Annotated in this window: 15 protein-coding genes and 1 other RNA gene; 10 read left to right on the top strand and 6 right to left on the bottom strand. The window is 71.8% G+C overall.

Annotation, left to right across the window (positions count from 1 at the left end):
• Nucleotides 1-98: 98 nt before the first annotated feature.
• The 3 genes from QSK37_RS31645 to QSK37_RS31635 all read left to right on the top strand — a co-directional run bounded on the left by QSK37_RS31645 (nucleotide 99) and on the right by QSK37_RS31635 (nucleotide 3,255).
• Nucleotides 99-515 carry a MarR family winged helix-turn-helix transcriptional regulator gene (locus QSK37_RS31645; protein ID WP_285581612.1) on the top strand — a complete coding sequence of 139 codons (417 nt, stop codon included), beginning with the start codon at nucleotides 99-101 and terminating at the stop codon, nucleotides 513-515.
• 189 nt (nucleotides 516-704) lie between these two features.
• Nucleotides 705-1,268 carry a YbhB/YbcL family Raf kinase inhibitor-like protein gene (locus tag QSK37_RS31640; protein ID WP_285628559.1) on the top strand — a complete coding sequence of 188 codons (564 nt, stop codon included), beginning with the start codon at nucleotides 705-707 and terminating at the stop codon, nucleotides 1,266-1,268.
• A gap of 241 nt (nucleotides 1,269-1,509) precedes the next feature.
• Nucleotides 1,510-3,255 carry a hypothetical protein gene (locus tag QSK37_RS31635; protein WP_285628557.1) on the top strand — a complete coding sequence of 582 codons (1,746 nt, stop codon included), beginning with the start codon at nucleotides 1,510-1,512 and terminating at the stop codon, nucleotides 3,253-3,255.
• Nucleotides 3,256-3,673: 418 nt separating this feature from the next.
• Here the strand turns inward: QSK37_RS31635 and QSK37_RS31630 are convergent, their stop codons facing one another.
• The 5 genes from QSK37_RS31630 to QSK37_RS31610 all read right to left on the bottom strand — a co-directional run bounded on the left by QSK37_RS31630 (nucleotide 3,674) and on the right by QSK37_RS31610 (nucleotide 7,904).
• Complete coding sequence (locus QSK37_RS31630) at nucleotides 3,674-4,201, bottom strand: Imm21 family immunity protein (RefSeq protein WP_285628554.1); 528 nt, start codon at nucleotides 4,199-4,201, stop codon at nucleotides 3,674-3,676.
• 592 nt (nucleotides 4,202-4,793) lie between these two features.
• An RNA gene (rnpB, locus tag QSK37_RS31625) (RNase P RNA component class A) lies at nucleotides 4,794-5,186 on the bottom strand.
• 44 nt (nucleotides 5,187-5,230) lie between these two features.
• Nucleotides 5,231-6,343 carry a bifunctional RNase H/acid phosphatase gene (locus tag QSK37_RS31620; protein WP_432705617.1) on the bottom strand — a complete coding sequence of 371 codons (1,113 nt, stop codon included), beginning with the start codon at nucleotides 6,341-6,343 and terminating at the stop codon, nucleotides 5,231-5,233.
• The gene (locus tag QSK37_RS31615) at nucleotides 6,340-7,083 is read right to left on the bottom strand and encodes a zinc ribbon domain-containing protein (protein ID WP_285628551.1); all 744 of its coding nucleotides are present in this window, start codon (nucleotides 7,081-7,083) and stop codon (nucleotides 6,340-6,342) included. The genes QSK37_RS31620 and QSK37_RS31615 overlap by 4 nt, the downstream gene beginning before the upstream one ends.
• A complete protein-coding gene (locus tag QSK37_RS31610; protein ID WP_432705621.1) occupies nucleotides 7,080-7,904 on the bottom strand; it encodes a Nif3-like dinuclear metal center hexameric protein in 825 nt (274 codons plus the stop codon). The genes QSK37_RS31615 and QSK37_RS31610 overlap by 4 nt, the downstream gene beginning before the upstream one ends.
• Before the next feature lie 110 nt (nucleotides 7,905-8,014).
• Here QSK37_RS31610 and QSK37_RS31605 point away from each other — a divergent pair, with 110 nt between their 5' ends.
• Both QSK37_RS31605 and QSK37_RS31600 read left to right on the top strand, forming a co-directional pair.
• Nucleotides 8,015-8,380 carry a DUF6191 domain-containing protein gene (locus QSK37_RS31605; protein WP_285628545.1) on the top strand — a complete coding sequence of 122 codons (366 nt, stop codon included), beginning with the start codon at nucleotides 8,015-8,017 and terminating at the stop codon, nucleotides 8,378-8,380.
• A gap of 51 nt (nucleotides 8,381-8,431) precedes the next feature.
• Nucleotides 8,432-8,800, top strand: coding sequence for a hypothetical protein (locus QSK37_RS31600; protein ID WP_285581595.1), 369 nt, complete (start codon nucleotides 8,432-8,434; stop codon nucleotides 8,798-8,800).
• On the opposite strand, the gene QSK37_RS31595 is transcribed toward QSK37_RS31600, so the two are convergent.
• Complete coding sequence (locus QSK37_RS31595) at nucleotides 8,784-11,633, bottom strand: helix-turn-helix transcriptional regulator (RefSeq protein ID WP_285628542.1); 2,850 nt, start codon at nucleotides 11,631-11,633, stop codon at nucleotides 8,784-8,786. The two genes, QSK37_RS31600 and QSK37_RS31595, sit on opposite strands and share 17 nt — an antisense overlap.
• A gap of 128 nt (nucleotides 11,634-11,761) precedes the next feature.
• Here QSK37_RS31595 and QSK37_RS31590 point away from each other — a divergent pair, with 128 nt between their 5' ends.
• The 5 genes from QSK37_RS31590 (at nucleotide 11,762) to QSK37_RS31570 (ending at nucleotide 18,123) form a co-directional block, all read left to right on the top strand.
• The gene (locus QSK37_RS31590) at nucleotides 11,762-12,532 is read left to right on the top strand and encodes a class I SAM-dependent methyltransferase (protein ID WP_285581590.1); all 771 of its coding nucleotides are present in this window, start codon (nucleotides 11,762-11,764) and stop codon (nucleotides 12,530-12,532) included.
• A 96-nt stretch (nucleotides 12,533-12,628) separates the two neighbouring features.
• On the top strand, nucleotides 12,629-15,580 hold the full coding sequence (locus tag QSK37_RS31585; RefSeq protein WP_285628539.1) for a serine/threonine-protein kinase: 2,952 nt from the start codon (nucleotides 12,629-12,631) through the stop codon (nucleotides 15,578-15,580).
• Between the two features lie 250 nt (nucleotides 15,581-15,830).
• Nucleotides 15,831-16,982, top strand: a complete 1,152-nt coding sequence (locus QSK37_RS31580; RefSeq protein WP_285628536.1) for a DUF222 domain-containing protein — start codon at nucleotides 15,831-15,833, stop codon at nucleotides 16,980-16,982.
• Between the two features lie 175 nt (nucleotides 16,983-17,157).
• Nucleotides 17,158-17,766: a DJ-1/PfpI family protein gene (locus QSK37_RS31575; RefSeq protein WP_285628533.1), complete on the top strand. Its 609-nt coding sequence runs from the start codon at nucleotides 17,158-17,160 to the stop codon at nucleotides 17,764-17,766.
• A 114-nt stretch (nucleotides 17,767-17,880) separates the two neighbouring features.
• On the top strand, nucleotides 17,881-18,123 hold the full coding sequence (locus QSK37_RS31570; RefSeq protein WP_285628530.1) for a hypothetical protein: 243 nt from the start codon (nucleotides 17,881-17,883) through the stop codon (nucleotides 18,121-18,123).
• The last annotated feature ends 12 nt before the right edge of the window (nucleotides 18,124-18,135 follow it).

Below are 18,135 nucleotides of genomic sequence, written 5' to 3'. Positions count from 1 at the left end.
CCGTGTCTCGCCATAATCGTTTCCATCTTGCAGGCGGCCGCGAGGTCCCTCGGGCCGCCTCCCCGGCCACGACCGGGGACGATGGTTACGCTGATCAGGTGGAACGTTCGCTGCTCGACAGCCCGTCCTACCGGCTGATCCGGGTGCTCGGACGGTACAAGGCCGTCCTCGCCGGAGGGCTGGAGCGGCACGGGCTGCACCTGGGGCAGGAGTTCTACCTGGCCCAGCTCTGGCGTGAGGACGGCGTCACGTCCGCCGACCTCGCCGCGCGCACTGGCGTCTCGGCGCCCGCGGTCACCAAGGTCGTGAGCGGCCTGGAACGGTCCGGTCTCGTACGCCGCGAACGCGACCCCTCCGACGCCCGCCTCGTCCGCGTCTGGCTGACCGATGCCGGACGCGCCCTGCGCGAGCCGGTGACCCGGATCTGGTACGACTCCGAGCGGGAGTTCTGGAGCGGCCTCGACGAGGACGAGCGCGCGCGGATCCGCGCGATCGTCGGCGACCTGCTCGGCTGAACGCGGCGCCCGCCCGCTTGTGGGGCAGGTACGGCGGGCTCGCGCGAGAGGCCCTAAGGTGGGCCGGACGCCCGCCGCCGCCTCGTGTGAGCGAGACCGCATCCGGCACCGCTCCCGCGGATACCGCGGAATGCGAGGCCACCGGCCGGGCGCGGCGTACGATCGTCCCCCGGGAGCTATTGATCGATGATGACCACGTTTTGGCGGCCGGTCTGCCTGGCCGCCGTCGGACTGCTGTCGCTCAGTGGATGCGGCCTGGTCGGGCAGACCAAGATCGTACGCGGCAGCGTGCCGGACTCGATCACCGTGTCCAGCCCGGCGTTCCGCGAGGGCGCGCCGATTCCCGTCCGGTTCGCCTGCAAGACCGAGGGCGGGCAGGGCAAGACGCCTCCGCTGCGGTGGTCGGTCGCCTCGACCGGCGTGGGCGCGCAGGCGCTGGTGCTCGACGACCCGGACGCGCCCAGCGGGGCGTACGTCCACTGGGTCCTGTTCAACATCGACGCGACAGCGAACGAACTGCTCGAAGGCGTCGTGCCGCGCCGGGCCGAGCAGGCGGTGAACACCGCGGGCCAGACGGGGTACTCCCCGCCGTGCCCGCCAAAGGGCGAGCTGCACCGCTACCGGTTCACGGTGTACGCCCTGAGCGGCAAGGTGCCGCTGCCGAACGGCGCGAAGCTCAACCAGGTGCTCTCGGAGATCGCCCAGCGTACGGTCGCCCGCGGCCGGATGACCGTGCGGTTCGGTGGACCATGAGCCTGATGTCCACCGACGTGAAGACGGTAGATCTTCGTGGCCGAGGGCATGAGTTGATGGCCACTGACCCGAGTGGCCATTTGCGGCAAGTAGTGTGAGAGTAGATGTCCGCGAACCGTGTGACAAGGGTCATAGCGGTCGGCAACAATCGGTCTAGGTCCCTGGGGGCCCGGACGCCGGTGATCACAGAATCGGTCTCCGCGTCGGCGTCGACCGCTAGACCATGGCGTTGGGTGGTGCTATGTGGGGTCTGATCGTTGTCCTCGGACTCGTCGCGGTTGTCGTTCTCGTCGGGGTGCTGGTCGCACTCGGCATGAGGGCGAGCCGGGCGGGTGACGACGACGACTGGATGTCCGAAGACGAGCAGCCCCGCGGCCGCCGTGGAGGACGATCCCGCGGCCGTCGCGGTGAGCCCGTAGAGGAGTACGACTACGAGGAGGAGCCGTACGGTGAGCCGTACGGCGACATGCGTGTCGCCGGTACGCCCCTCGGTGGCCCTCAGCAGCTCCCACCCGCTCCCATGGGAGGGCCCTCCGGCCCCGGCGGTCCCGGCGGCCCGGTCGCGGGCGCGCCCCCCGGTCCTCCCCCCCCGCACGCCTCGCTGCCCGCGGCCCCCGGCCCGGCGCCCGCGCCGTCCGGCCGGTCGAACGAGGAGATGGACGACGACGAGTACTGGTCGACCATCACCTTCGACAAGCCCAAGTTCCCCTGGCGGCAGAACGGCGACCAGCCGGTCGAGCCGCGCGGCAACGACCCGCTCGGTCCGCCGCCGGGTGGCCATGGCGGCCCCGCCGGACCGCCGCAGCACGGCCCCGGACCGCTGCCGCAGGGCCCGATGGAGTCGCACCCGGTCGGCCCGATCGACACCCCGGCGCCGCCGACCGCCCCGCAGCCGGCCATCCCGGCGGACCCGCTCGACGCACCGGTGGGCCGCGCGAGCGAGACCGACCCGAACGCCCCCCTCCCGTCGTACGGCTCCGCCGAGCAGAGCGGCGGCTTCGCCCCGTACGGGTCCGAGCCCCCGCAGAACAACGGCTACGGCGACGACCCGCTGAACACCGGCGAGCGGCCGAGCTACGCCGACCCTCTGAACACCGGCGAGCGGCCGAGCTACGGCGCGCGCGGCAACCGTCCCCCGGCGCCCCAGCAGCCGCCCGCGCCGCCGGCTCCGCCCGCCCCGTCGCAGGCGCCGGCCACGGCCGTACAGCCGGCGGCGTCCGCCTCCGGCCCCGCCCCGTCATCCGGCGGCGAGGACGAAACCCGGCTGCCGAGCGTCGACGAACTGCTCGCCAAGATCCAGTCGGACCGCAAGCGCGGCTCGGCGTCCCCCTCCGAGAACGAGGCGCCGGCCGCGGGCTACGACCCGCTGAACGACCCCCTGAACGACCCGCTGGGCACCGGCGAGCGCCCGACGTCGTACGGGTCCGGCTCGTCGTCGTCCTCGTCCTCGTACGGGTCGTCGTCGTACGGCTCGTCGCCGTCGGCCGGGGGCGTACCCTCGGCGGGCAGCGGCTGGTCGTCGTCGGACTACGGCTCGGACCCGCTCGGCACGGGCTACTCCGGTTCGTCCTCGTCGAGCGGCACGGGCGGGTACGGCTCGTCGTCGTCCTCCTACGACAGCGGCTACGGCTCGTCGTCGGGCTACTCCTCGAGCGGCGACTCGTCCCCGTACAGCTCGTCGGACGACCCGCTGGGCACCGGCTACTCGGGCTCGTCGTCGGACTCGTACGGGTCCTCGTCCACGGGCGGCTACTCGTCCTACGGCGGCTCCTCCTCGTCGTCCTCGTACGGGAACGACTCGAGCTACTACGGACCGGGCTCCTCCGGCTACGACTCGGGCTCGTCCTCGACCCCGAGCCAGCCGACGGACGACCCCAACGCCACCCAGGCGTACCCGAGCAGCCCGTACGGCAACTCGTACGGAAGCAACGAGGACAAGGACAAGCGCCCGGAGGACTGGAACTCCTACGGCGACTACCGCCGCTGACCTCCAACGGAAGGCCCCGCTCCCCCAATTCCGGGCGAGCGGGGCCTTTCGCGTTCTTCAGAACCGAACGACTGGTCAGTCTGGACCGACCTCGCCTCGACAGCCCAGATGCATCCGTGCGGGTCGCCGCTACGCCAGTGGCCAACGATCTGCATACGGTCATCGGGCTGCGAGTTCATCGTGACGATCATGAAGTGGAATGGGCCGCCTTGGTGCCGCCTTCGTTGCGGAAGCCGATCCTGTACGGCCTACCGCACTCGCCGCAGGTGTGATCGTAAGAAGCTGTGTCCCTCTCAGTAGCCACCGGCCGACCATCGCATCAGCGATCTGTCAGGGCTACCTCCTGGGGTTGATCCCCAGTTTGGAAGATTTCGGGCCGCGACCGTGTGACCTGCATACGCCCAGGTCAGGAGGGTATTCAGGAGGTGCTGGCTGAGTTTGTCGTCGGCTGGAGCTGCACGAGGATCATCCAGTTGTCCTGATCCTTCAGATACGTGGCGCGGACTCTGTAACGGCCCGGTTCAAGGTCGATGAGTAGATGGTTGCCGGGCTCGATCTCTGAGCCTGGCCAGGCGGAGTCGAAGATCACGATCGGCTCATGGACGTCCCAGACGAGGTCTTCGTCCTCGTCCCACTGAACGTGGCTCCGCAGAGCGCGCTTGGCTGCGGCTACGAGTTCGCTCTCGGAGTAGGCGGCCGCCCATCGCAAAAATAGCCGTTCAGCCGGCAAATACGTTGTGGAGGCAGGTTCGTCTCCGAGGACCAGCGCGTGCTGATCGCCGATGGCGACGAGGCCGATGTATCCCTGGACCGAGCAGGCGCGGCCGTAGTCTCCCCAGGTCTCAACGGGCCCGTCGTCGTCGGTTGATCCGCCCCAATGTGAAAGCTGTGATTTTGGGGCGACCAGGAGAGGGCCACCCGCGGACTCGACCCAGGTGAGAGACATAAGCGTTTCGCCTCCATCGTTTGTCGTCGCTGTCGACAGTTTCCTGCAGTGGCCGCAGGGCCGTACCATTCCTCTCCCTGCTCCCGATAGCTGCCGACTCCGGGACTCTCGGGCGGGTTCCGTCAAAGCTCGAAGATCGGCGATGCCGACGCCGAAGGCGCCCTTGATGGGTTCCGTCCGACCCGGACAATCTCGCAGCGGGAGCAGCCCACGGTGAGCGACGTGACAGCCGGCGCCGGTCGCCCAAGCTCGTCCAACGGCTCGATGCGGAACTACGGGCAAGCGCGGCCCGGAAGAACCGAGGGAATCCGTGCCAGCCAACCGGCTGCCTGCCCGCCTGGAGCGGGAGCGCGCCGAGTCGGCGGCGCGTGCGGCCCGTCTTCGGGCCGCCTTGAAGACGGACAGGAAGTCTGCACAGGGTCGGACGGCCGTCCCAGGACGCACATCGTTCCGCTGATGCGTTTCCAACCCCGGCGAACCGCCGCCGCCCAATGATCTTCGAGGCCCTCCCGCGACCTCAGCCCGCGGGGGGCGTGGGGGGCGGAGCCCCTCACATCGGGGGTTCCGGGGGTCGCCCCCCGGACCGGCACAGTGGACGAGTCGGCCTGTAGGCCGGGTTCTGTCGCTCCGCCTCGGCGGAGGGGCGGCCATCCATCTAGGGCCGTCGTTGCCGGCGGCCTCGAGCGGTCTACCCGCAGGCTCGGGCAGGCTGCCCTCGATCGCCTGCGCGGGTCCGCCGTGGCGGGCCCTTCTTGACCTTGCTCCGGGTGGGGTTTACCGAGCCGCCCCAGTCGCCTGGGGCGCTGGTGGTCTCTTACACCACCGTTTCACCCTTACCTCCGCGGACGCGGAGGCGGTCTGTTTTCTGTGGCACTGTCCCGCGGATCACTCCGGGTCGGTGTTACCGACCACCCTGCCTTGTGGAGCCCGGACCTTCCTCGCCGGGGACCGTTCGGGTCCCCGCCGCGGCCGCCCGGCCGACTCGTCCACCAGCCCGACATTTTACCGTGTGACGACCCCCGCCCGCGGCTACCCGAGATGGTGGGTGTCGTTGAAGCCCTTGAGCACGGCGGGGCCGTCGGCGTACCAGTCGATCTCCGAGATCGACGACACGTCCAGGAACATGCGGTACAGGGACGACGGCGGCGCGTCCAGCGCGGAGCGTACGAGGAGCTTGATCGGGGTCACGTGCGACACGATCAGGACCGTCTGCTGCCGGAAGCGTACGAGGAGCTTGTCGCGTGCGGTGTTCACGCGGCGGGCCACGGCGGTGAAGCTTTCGCCGTGTGGCGGGGCCACGGACGGGTCGGCGAGCCAGGCGTCGAGTTCGGCCGGCCAGCGTTCGCGGACCTCGGCGAAGGTGTAGCCCTCCCAGTCGCCGAAGTCGGTCTCGCGGAAGCCGTCGTCGGTGCGGACCGGCAGGCCGAGGACGTCGGCGGTTTCCTGCGCGGTCTGGCGGGCCCGGCCCAGCGGCGAGGAGACGATCGCGTCGATCGAGCGGCCGGCCAGGGCCTTCGCCGCGGCCTGTGCCTGCAGCACGCCCGTCTCGGTCAGCGGGATCTCGCCGACGCCGGCGAAGCGCTTCTCCGCCGACAGGGGCGTCTCGCCGTGCCGGAGCAGCAGCGTACGGGTCGGCGCGCCCGTCGGGGCGGTCCAGCCCGCCGAGGTCTCCCGGTGAGGCTCCTCGTCGTCGGCCGAGGACGCAGCAGAGGACGACGCGGACCACTCGCGCCCCTGCGCTGCGGCGTCCATCGCCTCGTTGGCGAGCCGGTCGGCGTGCTTGTTGCGCTCGCGCGGTATCCAGGTGAAGCGGACCGAGGAGAAGCCGGAGGCGAGCTTGCGCGCCTCCATGGCCAGCGGCTTCATGTCGGGGTGCTTGATGCGCCAGCGGCCGGACATCTGCTCGACGACGAGCTTGGAGTCCATGCGGGCCTCGACGTCGGCGTCGGGGGCGAGCTCGGCGGCCTTCGTCAGGGCGGCGATCAGGCCGCGGTACTCGGCGACGTTGTTGGTGGTCACGCCGAGCGACTCGGCGGCCTCGGCGAGCACCTCACCGGAGACGGCGTCGCGTACGACCGCGCCGTAGCCGGCCGGTCCGGGGTTGCCCCGCGACCCGCCGTCCGCCTCGACGATCAGTCTCACAGGCCGGATTCCTTGGTACGGACGAGGATCCGGCGGCACTCCTCGCAGCGGATGACGTCGTCCGGGGCGGCGGCGCGGATCTCGTTCAGCTCGACGGTGTTGAGCTGCAGGTGGCAGCCCTGGCACTGGCCGCGCAGGAGGGCCGCGGCGGCGACGCCCCGCTGCTGGTCGCGCAGCTTGTCGTACAGCTTCAGCAGGTCGCCGGGGATGTCGGTGACCACGCCGGCGCGCGCCTGCTTGGTCAGCTCGGCCTCGCCGTCGATCTCGCGGTACGCGGCGTCGCGCCGGGCGGTCAGCTCGGCCAGGGCCTTGTCACCGGTCTCCCGGTCGGCCTCCACCGCGCGGAGCCGGGTCTCGGCCTCCTCGCGCCGCTCCATGACCTCCAGGACGATCTCCTCGAGGTCGGACTGCCGGCGCTGCAGCGAGGTGATCTCGGACTGGAGGTTCTCCAGGTCGCGGGCCGAGGAGACCTGGCCGGAGTCGAGGCGCTTCTGGTCGCGTTCGGCGCGGGCGCGGACCTGGTCGACGTCCTGCTCGGCCTTCTTCTGCTCCCGGTCGATGTCGCTGATCTCGGTCTGCGCGGCGACGAGCGCGTCGCCGAGCTCGCGCAGCCGGTTTTCGGCGTGTTCGATCTCCGCCAGCTCGGGTAGCGCGCGCCTGCGGTGGTCGAGCCGGTCGAGCGCGGTGTCGAGCTCCTGCAGGTCGAGGAGCCGCAACTGGGCTTCAGGTGCTGCTTTCACGTACTTCCTTCGTGGGATCGAAAGGTCCAAGCGTCGGTGACGGCCGCGGAGATCCGGGTCTCAACGTTAGTCTCCCCCAACAGCCCGGCCGCGTCGCGAAGCCATGGCCATTCGGTGGCCCAGTGCGCGGCGTCGACCAGCGCGGTCGCGCCCGCCTCGCGGAACTCCGAGGCCGGATGGTGGCGCAGGTCGGCGGTGAGGTAGACGTCCGCGCCCGCCGCGCGGGCGGCGCCCAGCAGCGAGTCACCGGCCCCTCCGCAGACCGCCACCGTACGGACGAGGGTGTCCGGGTCGCCGGCGACGCGCAGGCCGCCCGCGGTGGCCGGCAACCCCTTGGCGGCGCCCGCCGTGAACTCCCGCAGGGTCAGCGGGCCGGGCAGTTCGCCGACCCGGCCGAGCCCGCGCCGGGGATCGTCCGGGGAGGGGCTGAGCGGCCGCAGGTCGCCGGACAGGCCGACGGCGCGCGCGAGGGCGTCGGAGACCCCCGGATCGGCGACGTCGGCGTTGGTGTGCGCGGTGAACAGCGCCGCGCCGCTCCGGATCAGCCGGTGGACGAGACGTCCCTTGTGCGTGGTGGCCGGGACGCCGTGCACGGGGCGCAGCAGCAGCGGATGGTGGGTGACGATCAGGTCGGCGTCCCAGGCGAGCGCCTCGTCCGCGACCTCGGCGACCGGGTCGACCGCGAACAGCACCCGGCGGACCCGCGCGTCCGGATCGCCGCAGACCAGGCCGACGGCGTCCCAGGACTCCGCCCAGGCCGGGTCGTATCGGTCTTCGAAGATCCCGACGATGTCGGCCAGAGTGAGGGACACGCTCCGCAGGTTACCGTCCGAGATCACCGCGAGGGCGCATACCATTCGGGCGGGTCCTCGTAAGAGACTCGCTCGCAGTCTCGAGGAATCCTGGGGATCGGCAGAACGTTGGAGGATGCGTGAGATCACCGTTCCGGCGGCGTCGCAGGCGCCCGCGCAAGCGTACGGCCTCGCCTCCCCCACCCGAGGTCATCGACTGGCCGAAGGAGGGCACGGGCGGGGGCGGGCTGATGTCGGCGATCCGCGGTGACTCCGAGTCGGGTGCCGGTTTCGGACCGGGCATGTTCGCCGATCTGCAGGCCGCGTTCGGTGGCTCCGGAAAGCAGATCCAGCTCGAGGAGCAGGAGAAGGAGAAGACCCGCCGCCACGAGCTGCACACCGAGGCCGGCGGCCGGGGACGGGACGACCTCGACTCGGGCACGATCCGGATCACCAAGCGGCGCGAGCCGGACGAACCCGACCGGCCGGATGAGGACGAGGACTGAGCTCATCCCGACGCTAGAACAGATGTTCGAACACGTCGTAGTCTGATCCCTGTGAACGCCTACGTTCCGCCCGGCTGGCCTGCCGGTGTGCATCCCCCCGGCACCGAGAGGTTCGAGGAGACCGCGGTGGCCTGGCTCCTGGAGTTCGTGCCGGCCGAATACCGCCGTTACGGCGTGCTGCGCCGCTACCCCGTGGTTCTCGCGCGGATGGCCCGGCAGCACGTGTCCGCGAGCGTCGAGGCGGCCCGGCTGGGGTTCCGCACGGCCCGTACGGAGCTGTCCGGCGTCATCCCGCCGCACGGTGTGGAGGCCGTACTCGACATCTACCGGCGCGAGGGCACCCGGCTCGTGGCGATCGCCGAGGGCGTCGAGCTGGTCGATCGCGCCCTGCGCGGCGACTCGTTCACTCCGAGACTCTGAACAGGTGCGCGGCGGCGCCGCGGTTGGGCACGCCGAGCTTGTGCAGGATCCGCGAGACGTGCACGCCGACCGTGCGTTCGCTGATGAACAGCGCCTCGGCGATCTGCCGGTTGGTCCGGCCGTCGCTGAGCAGGGCGAGGATCTCCCCCTCGCGCGCGGTCAGCCCCGGCACCGTCTCGCCCGCCCGTACCAGCTCCAGGCGTCCCCGGCGGGACAGGTCCTCGATCTTCCTCCGCAGGCTGTCCGCGCCCAGCGCCACGACCGTCTCGTGGGCCGCGCGGAGCAGTGTCGCGGCCTCCTCGCGTGAGCCCTTCGTCGCGAGGAGCGCCTCGGCTCCGCGGAACCGGCAGTACGCCGCATGGTACGGCTCGCCGAGGTCCTCCCACGCGGCCCGCGCGTCCGCCCACGCGAGCGGGTCGGGCGTCGTGAGTCGCGTCGACTCCGCCTCGGCGGTGCGGCCGTACGCCTCCGGCTCCGGGCACGCGATCATGCCGGCGAGGAACTCCCGGCACTCCTTGAGGAGCGGGCCGGGGTCGCCGCCGAGCGACGCCTCGGCGGCCAGGCCGATCGCGCAGAGCTCGGGACCGAGCCGCAGGTACTCCGAGCCGCGGATCAGGTCCAGGCCGACCCGTACGCGTTCGCGGCACGCCTCGTTGTCGCCCTCGGCGGTCGCCAGCCAGGCGGCGCAGACGTGGAACGAGGTGACCAGCTCCCTGTTCTGCGACCGTGCGGCGATCTCCTCGACCGAAGACAACCGCGCGCGGGCGCCCTGGACGTCGCCGCGGCGCAGCGCGAGCTCGGTCATCGCCAGGGTGACGCCCCACCTCTGTCCGGGCGGCGCGTCGATGTCGCTGACCTCGTCGACGAGCCGGTCCGCGTCCGGCCAGCGGCCGAGCCGCACCAGGGCGCCCAGCGTGTTGCCCGCCGCGCACATGCAGGTCGTACGGCCGTAGCCGAGGCCGCGGCAGACGTGCACGCCCTCCATGCCGACCTCGGCGGCCTCCGCCCAGCGGCCCGCCCACAGCAGCGCGTCGGAGAAGTTGACGTAGGTGCGGCCCAGCTCCCAGGTGTCGCCGCGCGACTTGGCGAGCCGCAGCGCGGCGGCAAGCTCCTCCAGACCCTGCGGCGCCTCGCCGAGCATGGCGAGCGCGACACCCAGGGTGTTGCGGGCGTGGACCTCCAGGTCGGGCGCGCCCACGGCGACGGCCACGGCGATGGCCTCCCGGCAGCAGGCGGCGGCGTCCGTGTACCGGTTCTGGAGCATGAAGGCGTGCCCCTGGAGGGCGCGGACCTGGGCGCGCTCGCGCGTGGAGGCCTCGGCGGGCAGCAGCGCGACCGCCTCGTCGTAGGAGCGGCAGGCGGCGGCGACGTCCCCGGCCACCCAGTGGATCCGGCCGGCGAGGATGCGCAGGGCGGCCGCGCGCAGCGGTTCGGCGCCCGCGTCCAGTTCGGCCATCGACGCCTCGGTGAGATGGAGGGCGCGGTCGATCTCGCCCTCGGCCATCGCGACCTCGGCGGCGCACCGCTGCAACTCCGCGTGATCGAGGCCGCAGCGGCTCTCCGCGTCGGCCACATCCGGCCACAGCCGCAGCGCGCGCTCGTAGTGCGCGAGCGCGACGGCCCAGGCGTTCGACGTCTGCGCGTCGACCGCCGCGGCGACGAAGCCGGCGAGGGCCTGTGGCCGGTGCCCCGCCGCGTGCCAGTGGCGTGCCGACTCGGCCGGCACGTTCTTGTCCGCGAGGGCCTCGGCGACCGCCAGGTGCAGCCGGTTGCGCCGGCCGGGCAGCAGGTCGGCCTGGAGCGCCTCGCGCAGCAGGGCGTGCCGGACGTCGTATCCGTCACCCGTGACGACCAGGAGCCGGTGCGAGACGGCCTCCTGCAGTGCGGCCTCCAGTTCGCCCGCGGGCAGCTCGGTGACGGTGCCGATCAGTTCCTCGTCCCCGCCGCGACCGATGATCGCGACCGCGCGCAGGACCTGCTTCGTCGCGGGCGCGAGCCGTTCGACGCGGGTCAGCAGCACGTCGCGCAGGCTGGCGGTCAGCCCCGTGCTCGTCGGCCCGGCGGCGAGCAGTTCCTCGACGAAGAAGGGGTTGCCGTCCGACCGGTCGAACAGGGACCGGGTCTGACGCGTCGCGGGCTCGGTGCCGAGGATGCCGGTGACCTGGGCGGTCACCTCATCGACGGACAGGCCGGTCAGCTCGACGCGCTCGGCGCGGCCGGAGCGTTCCAGCTCCAGCACGATGTTGTGCAGCGGGTGGTCGCGGGGAACCTCGTCGCTCCGGTACGTACCGATGATCACCAGGCCCGCGTGGCGGAGGTTGGCGCCGAGCATCGCCAGCAGGTCGGCCGAGGCCGGGTCGGTCCAGTGCAGGTCCTCCAGGACGAGGACGGCCGGGCGCAGCGCGGCCATGCGCCGGAACAGCCCGAGCGCCAGCTCGTACAGGCGTCCGCGCTCGGTCCGGTCGCGCCGGCTCGTCGGGCTTCCGCACAGCTCGGGCAGCAGCGCGCCGAGCTCCTGCCGCGCCTCGCCGAGGACGTGGGCGAGCTCGTCGCCGCTCAGCTCGTCGGCCAGCGGCCGCAGGGCGGCGACGAAGGGCGCGTACGGCGCGGCGCCCTCGGCCAGGTCCAGGCAGGCGCCGGAGAAGACGATCGCGTCGTTCTCCCTGGCCCGCGCGGTGAACGTCTCCACCAGCCGGGACTTGCCGATGCCGGCGTCGCCGGAGACGAAGAGCAGCACGGAAGAGCCGTCCCGCGCCTGAGCCAGCGCGGCGTCGAGCCGGGCCAGCTCCGCGGTACGGCCGATGAGGGTAGGGCACGAGACTCGCCGGGCCACACCAAGGAGTATGGATCACGTACGGCGAATGCGGTGAACAAAGTCAGCAAATAGGTAAATATGCGGATGCACCGCTGTCCGGCGCGAAGTGATCATGTAGTTGAACGAACGTCTACCCGGAGGACGCGATGGTGGGTCCCATCCAGGTTCATCCGCAGAACGGCGTCGCCTTCACCGACGTGTGCGAGGAGCAGCTCCGCCCTCTCTACATCGCCTCGCTCGGCGCGCTCGACCCCGGACCGGGGACGCGCCTGCTGCACGTCGGCTGCGGTAACGGCACGGCCCTCGAACTCGCTGCGCGCAGCGGCGCCGAGGTGGCCGGCCTGGACGCCTCGGTGGACCTCCTGAAGGTCGCGCGCGAGCGGCTGCCCGACGCCGACCTCCGCGTCGCCGACGCCGCCGAACTGCCCTACGACCGGGGCTGCTTCGACCAGGTCATGGCCTTCGACGCGATCCAGTACACCGAGCCCCCGGCCGTCGCCGTGGCCGAACTGGCGCGCGTCACCCGGCCCGGCGGCTCGGTCGTGATCGGGCTGTGGCACAACTGGTCCGGCCGCGAGGCGAGCGCGTTCATCAACGCCGTACGCGGCCTCGTACCGGCCGGCTCCCCCGGCTCCCAGCCGGTCCGCGACCTTTATCACCTGCGCGAGGTGATGGTGGAGGCCGGCCTCGACGTGTACGCCTACGCCGAGGTGACCCGCAGGTACGACTTCCCCTCGCTCGACGCCGCCTGGGAGTCGATGCAGTCCTCCCCCAACGTGGCCCGCGCGATCGAGGTCGTCGGCATGGACGCCGCGTACCAGGTGTTCCTGACCAACTTCGGCAACCAGCGGCGCGCCGACGGGACCATCCAGCAGGACAACCTGTTCCAGTACGCCGTCGGCCGCGCCACCAGCTGAACTCCGGCGAGACCGGACGATGCCGGTATCGGCGCTCGGATCCGGCGCTATCGTTTGACGCGCTGTGGACGATGGCTTGACCGGGAGGACACACCCATGGCCGACGGCCTTCCGCTGCGCCCGGGCGATCCGCCCGAGCTCGGCGGCCACCGGCTCCTGCGCCGGCTCGGCGAGGGCAACCAGGGTGTCGTCTTCCTCGGGGAGAGTCCCTCCGGCGAGCAGGTGGCGATCAAACTACTGCACGCACGGATGGCGGCGGACCCCAACGCCCGCGACCGGTTCGTACGTGAACTGTCCGCGGCGAAGAAGGTCGCACGCTTCTGCACCGCGCAAGTGCTCGACGCAGATCTCGCGGGCGACCACCCGTACATCGTCAGCGAGTACGTCGAGGGACGCTCGCTGCGCTCCCACATCCTCGCCGACGGCCCCCGCACCGGCGGCGCGCTCGAACGCCTGGCCATCGGCACGCTGACCGCCCTCGCCGCGATCCACCGGGCCGGCATCGTCCACCGCGACTTCACGCCGCACAATGTCCTGCTGGGCCCCGACGGACCGCGCGTCATCGACTTCGGCATCGCCCGCGCGCTCGGCGCGGCGGGCAACAACGAGTCCGCCCGTGCCGGCACACCGTCGTACATGGCGCCCGAACAGGTCAAGGGCGACGAGATCGGCCCGCCCGCGGACATGTTCGCGTGGGGCTCGACGATCCTGTTCGCCGCGACGGGCCACCCGCCGTTCGGCAACGAGTCCGTGCACGCGGTGATGGAACGCATCCTGCACGACGAGCCGGACGTCTCCGCCCTGCCGGAGCCGCTGCGATCGGTCGTGTCCGCCTGCCTCGCGAAGGACCCGGCCCGCCGTCCGACCGCCCAACAGGCCCAGGCCGGCCTACTCGGCCACGAGGCCACCGTCGACGAGCCCCTGATGCCACCCCCGGCCTTCGGCGCGGCCCCACCGGAGCAGAAGCCGGCCACCCCTACCCCGGCCGCCCGCCTCCCGGCCGCCTCCCTGCCCGGCCAGCCGACCGGATCCCCGGCCGCCGAACCAGCCGCGCCCCCGGCCACCGAACCGGCTTCACACGCGGGCACCCAACCGCCCGCGTCTCTGGTCGACCAGCCAGTCGCGTCCCCGACCGGCCAGCCAGCCCCACTCCCGGTCACCGAACCGGCCTCACGCGCGGCCGCCCAACCGCCCGCCTCCCCAGCCGACCAATCGATCGCGCCTCCGGCCGCCGAGCCCGCCGCGTCCTCGACCGGACAACCGGTCGCGCCGCCGACCAGCCAGGCAGTCGCGTCCTCAGCCGGCCGACCGGCCGCGTCCCCGGCCGGCCAGCCAGTCGCCCCCCGGGCCACCGAACCGGCCGCGCCGCCGACCGGCCAACCGGTCCCGCCGCCGACCGGCCAGGCAGTCGCGTCCTCAGCCGGCCGACCGGCCGCGTCCCCGACCAGCCGGCCAGTCGCCCCCCGAGCCGCCGAACCGGCCGCACCCGCGACCGCCCAACCAGCCGCGCCGCCGCCCGGCCAACCGGTCCCGTCCCCGGCTGCTCGACCAGCCGCACCCGCGACCGCCACGCAGGCGGCCATCCCCGCGGACACCGTTCCCCAGCCCGTCGTCGCGGCGGCATCACCGCCTCCGGCGTTCCCCGCCTTCCCACCACCGGCCGCCGCCGACGAGACGGCCGCCGAAACCCCCGGCATGCCCCGACCGGCCACCGGGACATCCAGTGCGGCGCCACCGGCCGGGGAGGCACCGAGCCCATGGGCGGCGTCCATACGTCTGCCAGCGGCTGCCACGCCCGCCGCGCCGTCGTCCCCCGACGAATCCGCGCCGTCACCTTCCGAAGCGCCGTCGTCTCCCGCCACGTCCGCGCCTTCGCATTCCGCCCCGTCGTCGTCGCCCGCCGCGCCCGCGCCGCCGTCCCCCAACAGACCAGGGCCGTCACCTACCGGCGTGCCGTCATCTCCTCCCGCACCGCCGTCGCCGACGGGGCCGTCGGCTCCCAACACGCCCCCTCTTCCGCACGCCGCCGCACCGTCGTCTCCCACCGCACCCCCGCTCGCGCACTCCGGTACGCCCTCGTCTCCCCCCGCGTCCGCGCCACCGACGTCCACCGCGCCGCCGTCTCCGAACAAACCGGCGACATCATCTTCCGGCGCGCCGTCCTCTTTCACCGCACCCGCGCTCCCGCACTCCGCGACGCCGTCGTCTCCCACCGCGGCTGAGTCGCCATCCTCCGAACTGGTGCCGTCACGTTCCGCCGCGCCGTCGTCTCCTGCCGGCGCGCCGCCGACGGTGCCGGTGGCCGTGGCCTCGCCCTCGGGCTCCGGCCCGGCCCGTACGTCACCGGCATCGAGCTCCCCGCCGCGGTCCGTACCCTCGCCGGCGCGGTCGGCGCTGACCCCCGCCTCCACGCCCACCACCGCACCCGCGTCCGCCTCCGGGCGGCGGCGGACGGTCGGGTGGGCGCTCCTCGCCGGAGCGGCCGTGGTCGTCGCCGGTGCCGCCGTGGCGGTGCCGCTGTGGCCGGACGGCGGCGACGCCGCCACCGCTCCCCCGGTCCGTACGGCGGTCACCGTGCCGAGCACTCCCACGCCCACACCGACGCCGGTCACGCACCGGCCCCAGCTCAACGGCGTCCGGTCCGGCGCTCCCATCGCCAAGCCGACGAAGAAGCCGGCCAAGGGCTGCCGCGACTACCAGCGGGCGTACACCGTGACCCGAGCCGGTTCCGCACTGCTCAAGGTGTCGGTCTGCCGCGGCGCGTACACGGGCACCGCGGTCCTGGCCGACACCGCCGCCAAGGACGGCTGGGACCTCTGCCTCCAGCTCCGCGGGCACGTCGTCGGGGCCGCGAACACCTACATCAGCACGGTCCTGTCCTCCCGCGACGGCCGCGTACGCGCCTTCGACAACGGCCCCAAGGCGCGCTTCGGCCCGAAGACGAAACACACGGAGGATTCGGTGACCGTGAACGTCGGGCGGTGCCGCGGATCCGGCGCCGCCCTCCAGACCTCCTGGCAGACCCAGGACAAGCTCGCCGCCGGCTAGCGGAACTGGCGCTCATCGACCTTCGGACCACGGTGGTGGCCGAGGGCGGGAGTGAACGCGGATTCATCCCCGCACATCCGCCATCTGAGACCTATCAATGCCGAGAAAAGACAATTCACTCGTTTTCCATTTCCGGCACCCAGATCAACGAAACCTTTTTTGGAATGCCCGAAATGTCACTGGAGTGGATTGGAAAGGCTCGATATTGTGTTCGAGTCCAGGGCCGGAGACGTGCGGGGGGTGAATGCGCATGGTGACGTCCTTGCCCGGTGAGTTGTCCGACCGCGAGTTGGTCGAGGTGATGGTGGAGGCGCGTCAGCTGGCGTCGCGGGTGCAGGCGGTGGAGTTGGCGGCGATCGCGGAGCTGGCCCGGCGGCGGTTCGCCGAAGCGGAGGATCGTGATGCCGTGGTGGAGGTGCTTTCTGCGGCCGATCACGTGCACGACGAGGTGGCGGAGGCGTTGACGCTCACCTCTGCCTCGGCCGATGGGTTGGTCCGGTTCGCGACGGAGTTGACCGAGCGGCTGCCGGGTACGTTCGCGGCGCTGGCCTCCGGGCGGATCGACTACCTCAAGGCTCGGACGATGTGGCACGGCATCGACCAGGTCGATGACAGGCTCGCCTCCACCGTTGAGAAGATGGTGCTGCCCAAGGCGCCGGAGCAGACCACCGGGCAGATCCGCGCGAAGATCCGGCGGCTGATCAAACGGCTGGACCCCCAAGCGGCAGACCGGCGACGCGAAGAAGCTGAAACACACCGCGCCGTGGAGTTGGTCGAGACCGCAGAAGGCACGGCGCGGTTAAGCGGTGTGGACCTGCCCGCCGACGCGGCCGGCGCCGCGTACGGCCGCGTCACCGCGATCGCCACCGGCCTCGAACACGACGGCGACGACCGCGCCACCGACCGACTCCGCGCGGATGTGTTCCTCGGACTCCTACACGGCACGTTCGTCACCGGCGAGCCCCCCGCCGACACCACCGACCGCCCCACCCTCAGGACAGGCGACCCCGGCTGGACCGCGGTATACGACGCCATCGCCGAAACCGCCCGCACCGAACTGACCACCCTCACCAACACGCTCGCCGCACCGCCTCGCGACATCCACCGCGATGTCGTAGAGCTGCTCCCGGCACTGCGTCCGGCCGTGCGTCCAGGGACGGCTTTGTCAGCGAGAAGCGCCCCGCGCACGGCGTCGCCCGTTACCGGCCGTCCGCGGCGATGCGTCGGCTGGTCGGACACCGGGACCGCCGATGTCGCTTCCCGGCTGCCGAAGAGCCGACCACACCACCCCCTACCACCGTGGCGGCGCCACCTGCCCCTGCACCCTTGCCATGCTCTACCGCCACCACCACCGAGATGTCCTCTTACGAGGGCGAGCACGATTGTGCTCACGCTGAGCTGACCATGGCGAGCCTCGGGACGTCAGCAGGTCGGTTGGGACAGTAAGTACGGCGCTCAGGCTCGGAGCTCGAAGCGAAGAGCGCCGGCAGGCATGTCGTCAGCCGCTGATCGGCTCTCGACCTGGAACGGCGCGCCAGGGAGACTGGGCATCTGATCCCGTACATGAAGGAGTTGTGATGCAGGTAGCCGTGGTCACCTTCGACGGGTTCAACGAGCTCGACAGCTTCATTGCTTCCGCGCTGATCAACCGGTGTCGTAAGGATGGCTTGGAGTCCTTCATCACAACGCCAACGCCGGTGGTCACGTCGATGAACGGCGTCGAGGTGACTGGGCAGCGCCCGATGGAGTTCGTGACCGAGGCCAGCGTCGTGTTGATCGGTAGCGGAGTGAAGACACGCGACGTGGTCGCCGACGACCGGCTGCTTTCCATGTTGTCGCTCGACCCTTCGCGACAGCTGATCGGTTCACAGTGCTCTGGCGCGCTGGTGCTGGCTCGCCTCGGGCTGCTGGGTGGCATGCCAGCTTGCACGGACATCAAGAGCCGGCCCTTTGTCGAAGCCTGTGGCGTCACTGTGCTGGACGCGCCGTTCTACGCCGAGGGGAACATCGCTACGGCGGGCGGTTGCCTGGCGTCCCAGTATCTCGCCACGTGGGTGATCACCCGAATGCTCGGGGAGGATGCCGCGCGCGACGTCATCGGCTACGTGGCTCCGGTCGGCGAAAGCCAAGAGACTGTTGAGCGTGCCATGCGTGCCGTCCACTCGGGCGAGGTCGCACTGCGCTGAGGCCCCGCGATCAGCCCCCTTGGGGCCGCCTGCAGTTATGGCGACGACTCCCGAGCGCATTGAGGGTTTGCTGTCCCGGACCGGCCCGGTCTGCGGCTGCGTACGTTGGAGGACGTGTTCGCCTACGCCGAGGCCGAAGGGGTCACGCTGCGCCTCGACCTGTGGCTCGGTGCGGTGCGCCCTGGACGGATGCCCGACGTCACCCAGGTCCGGACCGAGGGCATCGAAGAGCAACTCCGACTGCACCCCACGGTGAAAGTCGAAGTCGACACCGGCTACCGGGTCGGCCCGCGACCTCCCCCACCAAGTCAGCGCCCCACCGAGGAAACCCGCCAAGAAGGATGCGGGGCCTGGTGAGAGGAGTCCGCG

The sequence above is a fragment of the Actinoallomurus iriomotensis genome (assembly GCF_030269445.1).
GTDB lineage: Bacteria > Actinomycetota > Actinomycetes > Streptosporangiales > Streptosporangiaceae > Actinoallomurus > Actinoallomurus iriomotensis.
Note: the sequence above shows the minus strand (reverse complement) of the source record. Positions and strands in the feature narration are given on the sequence as shown.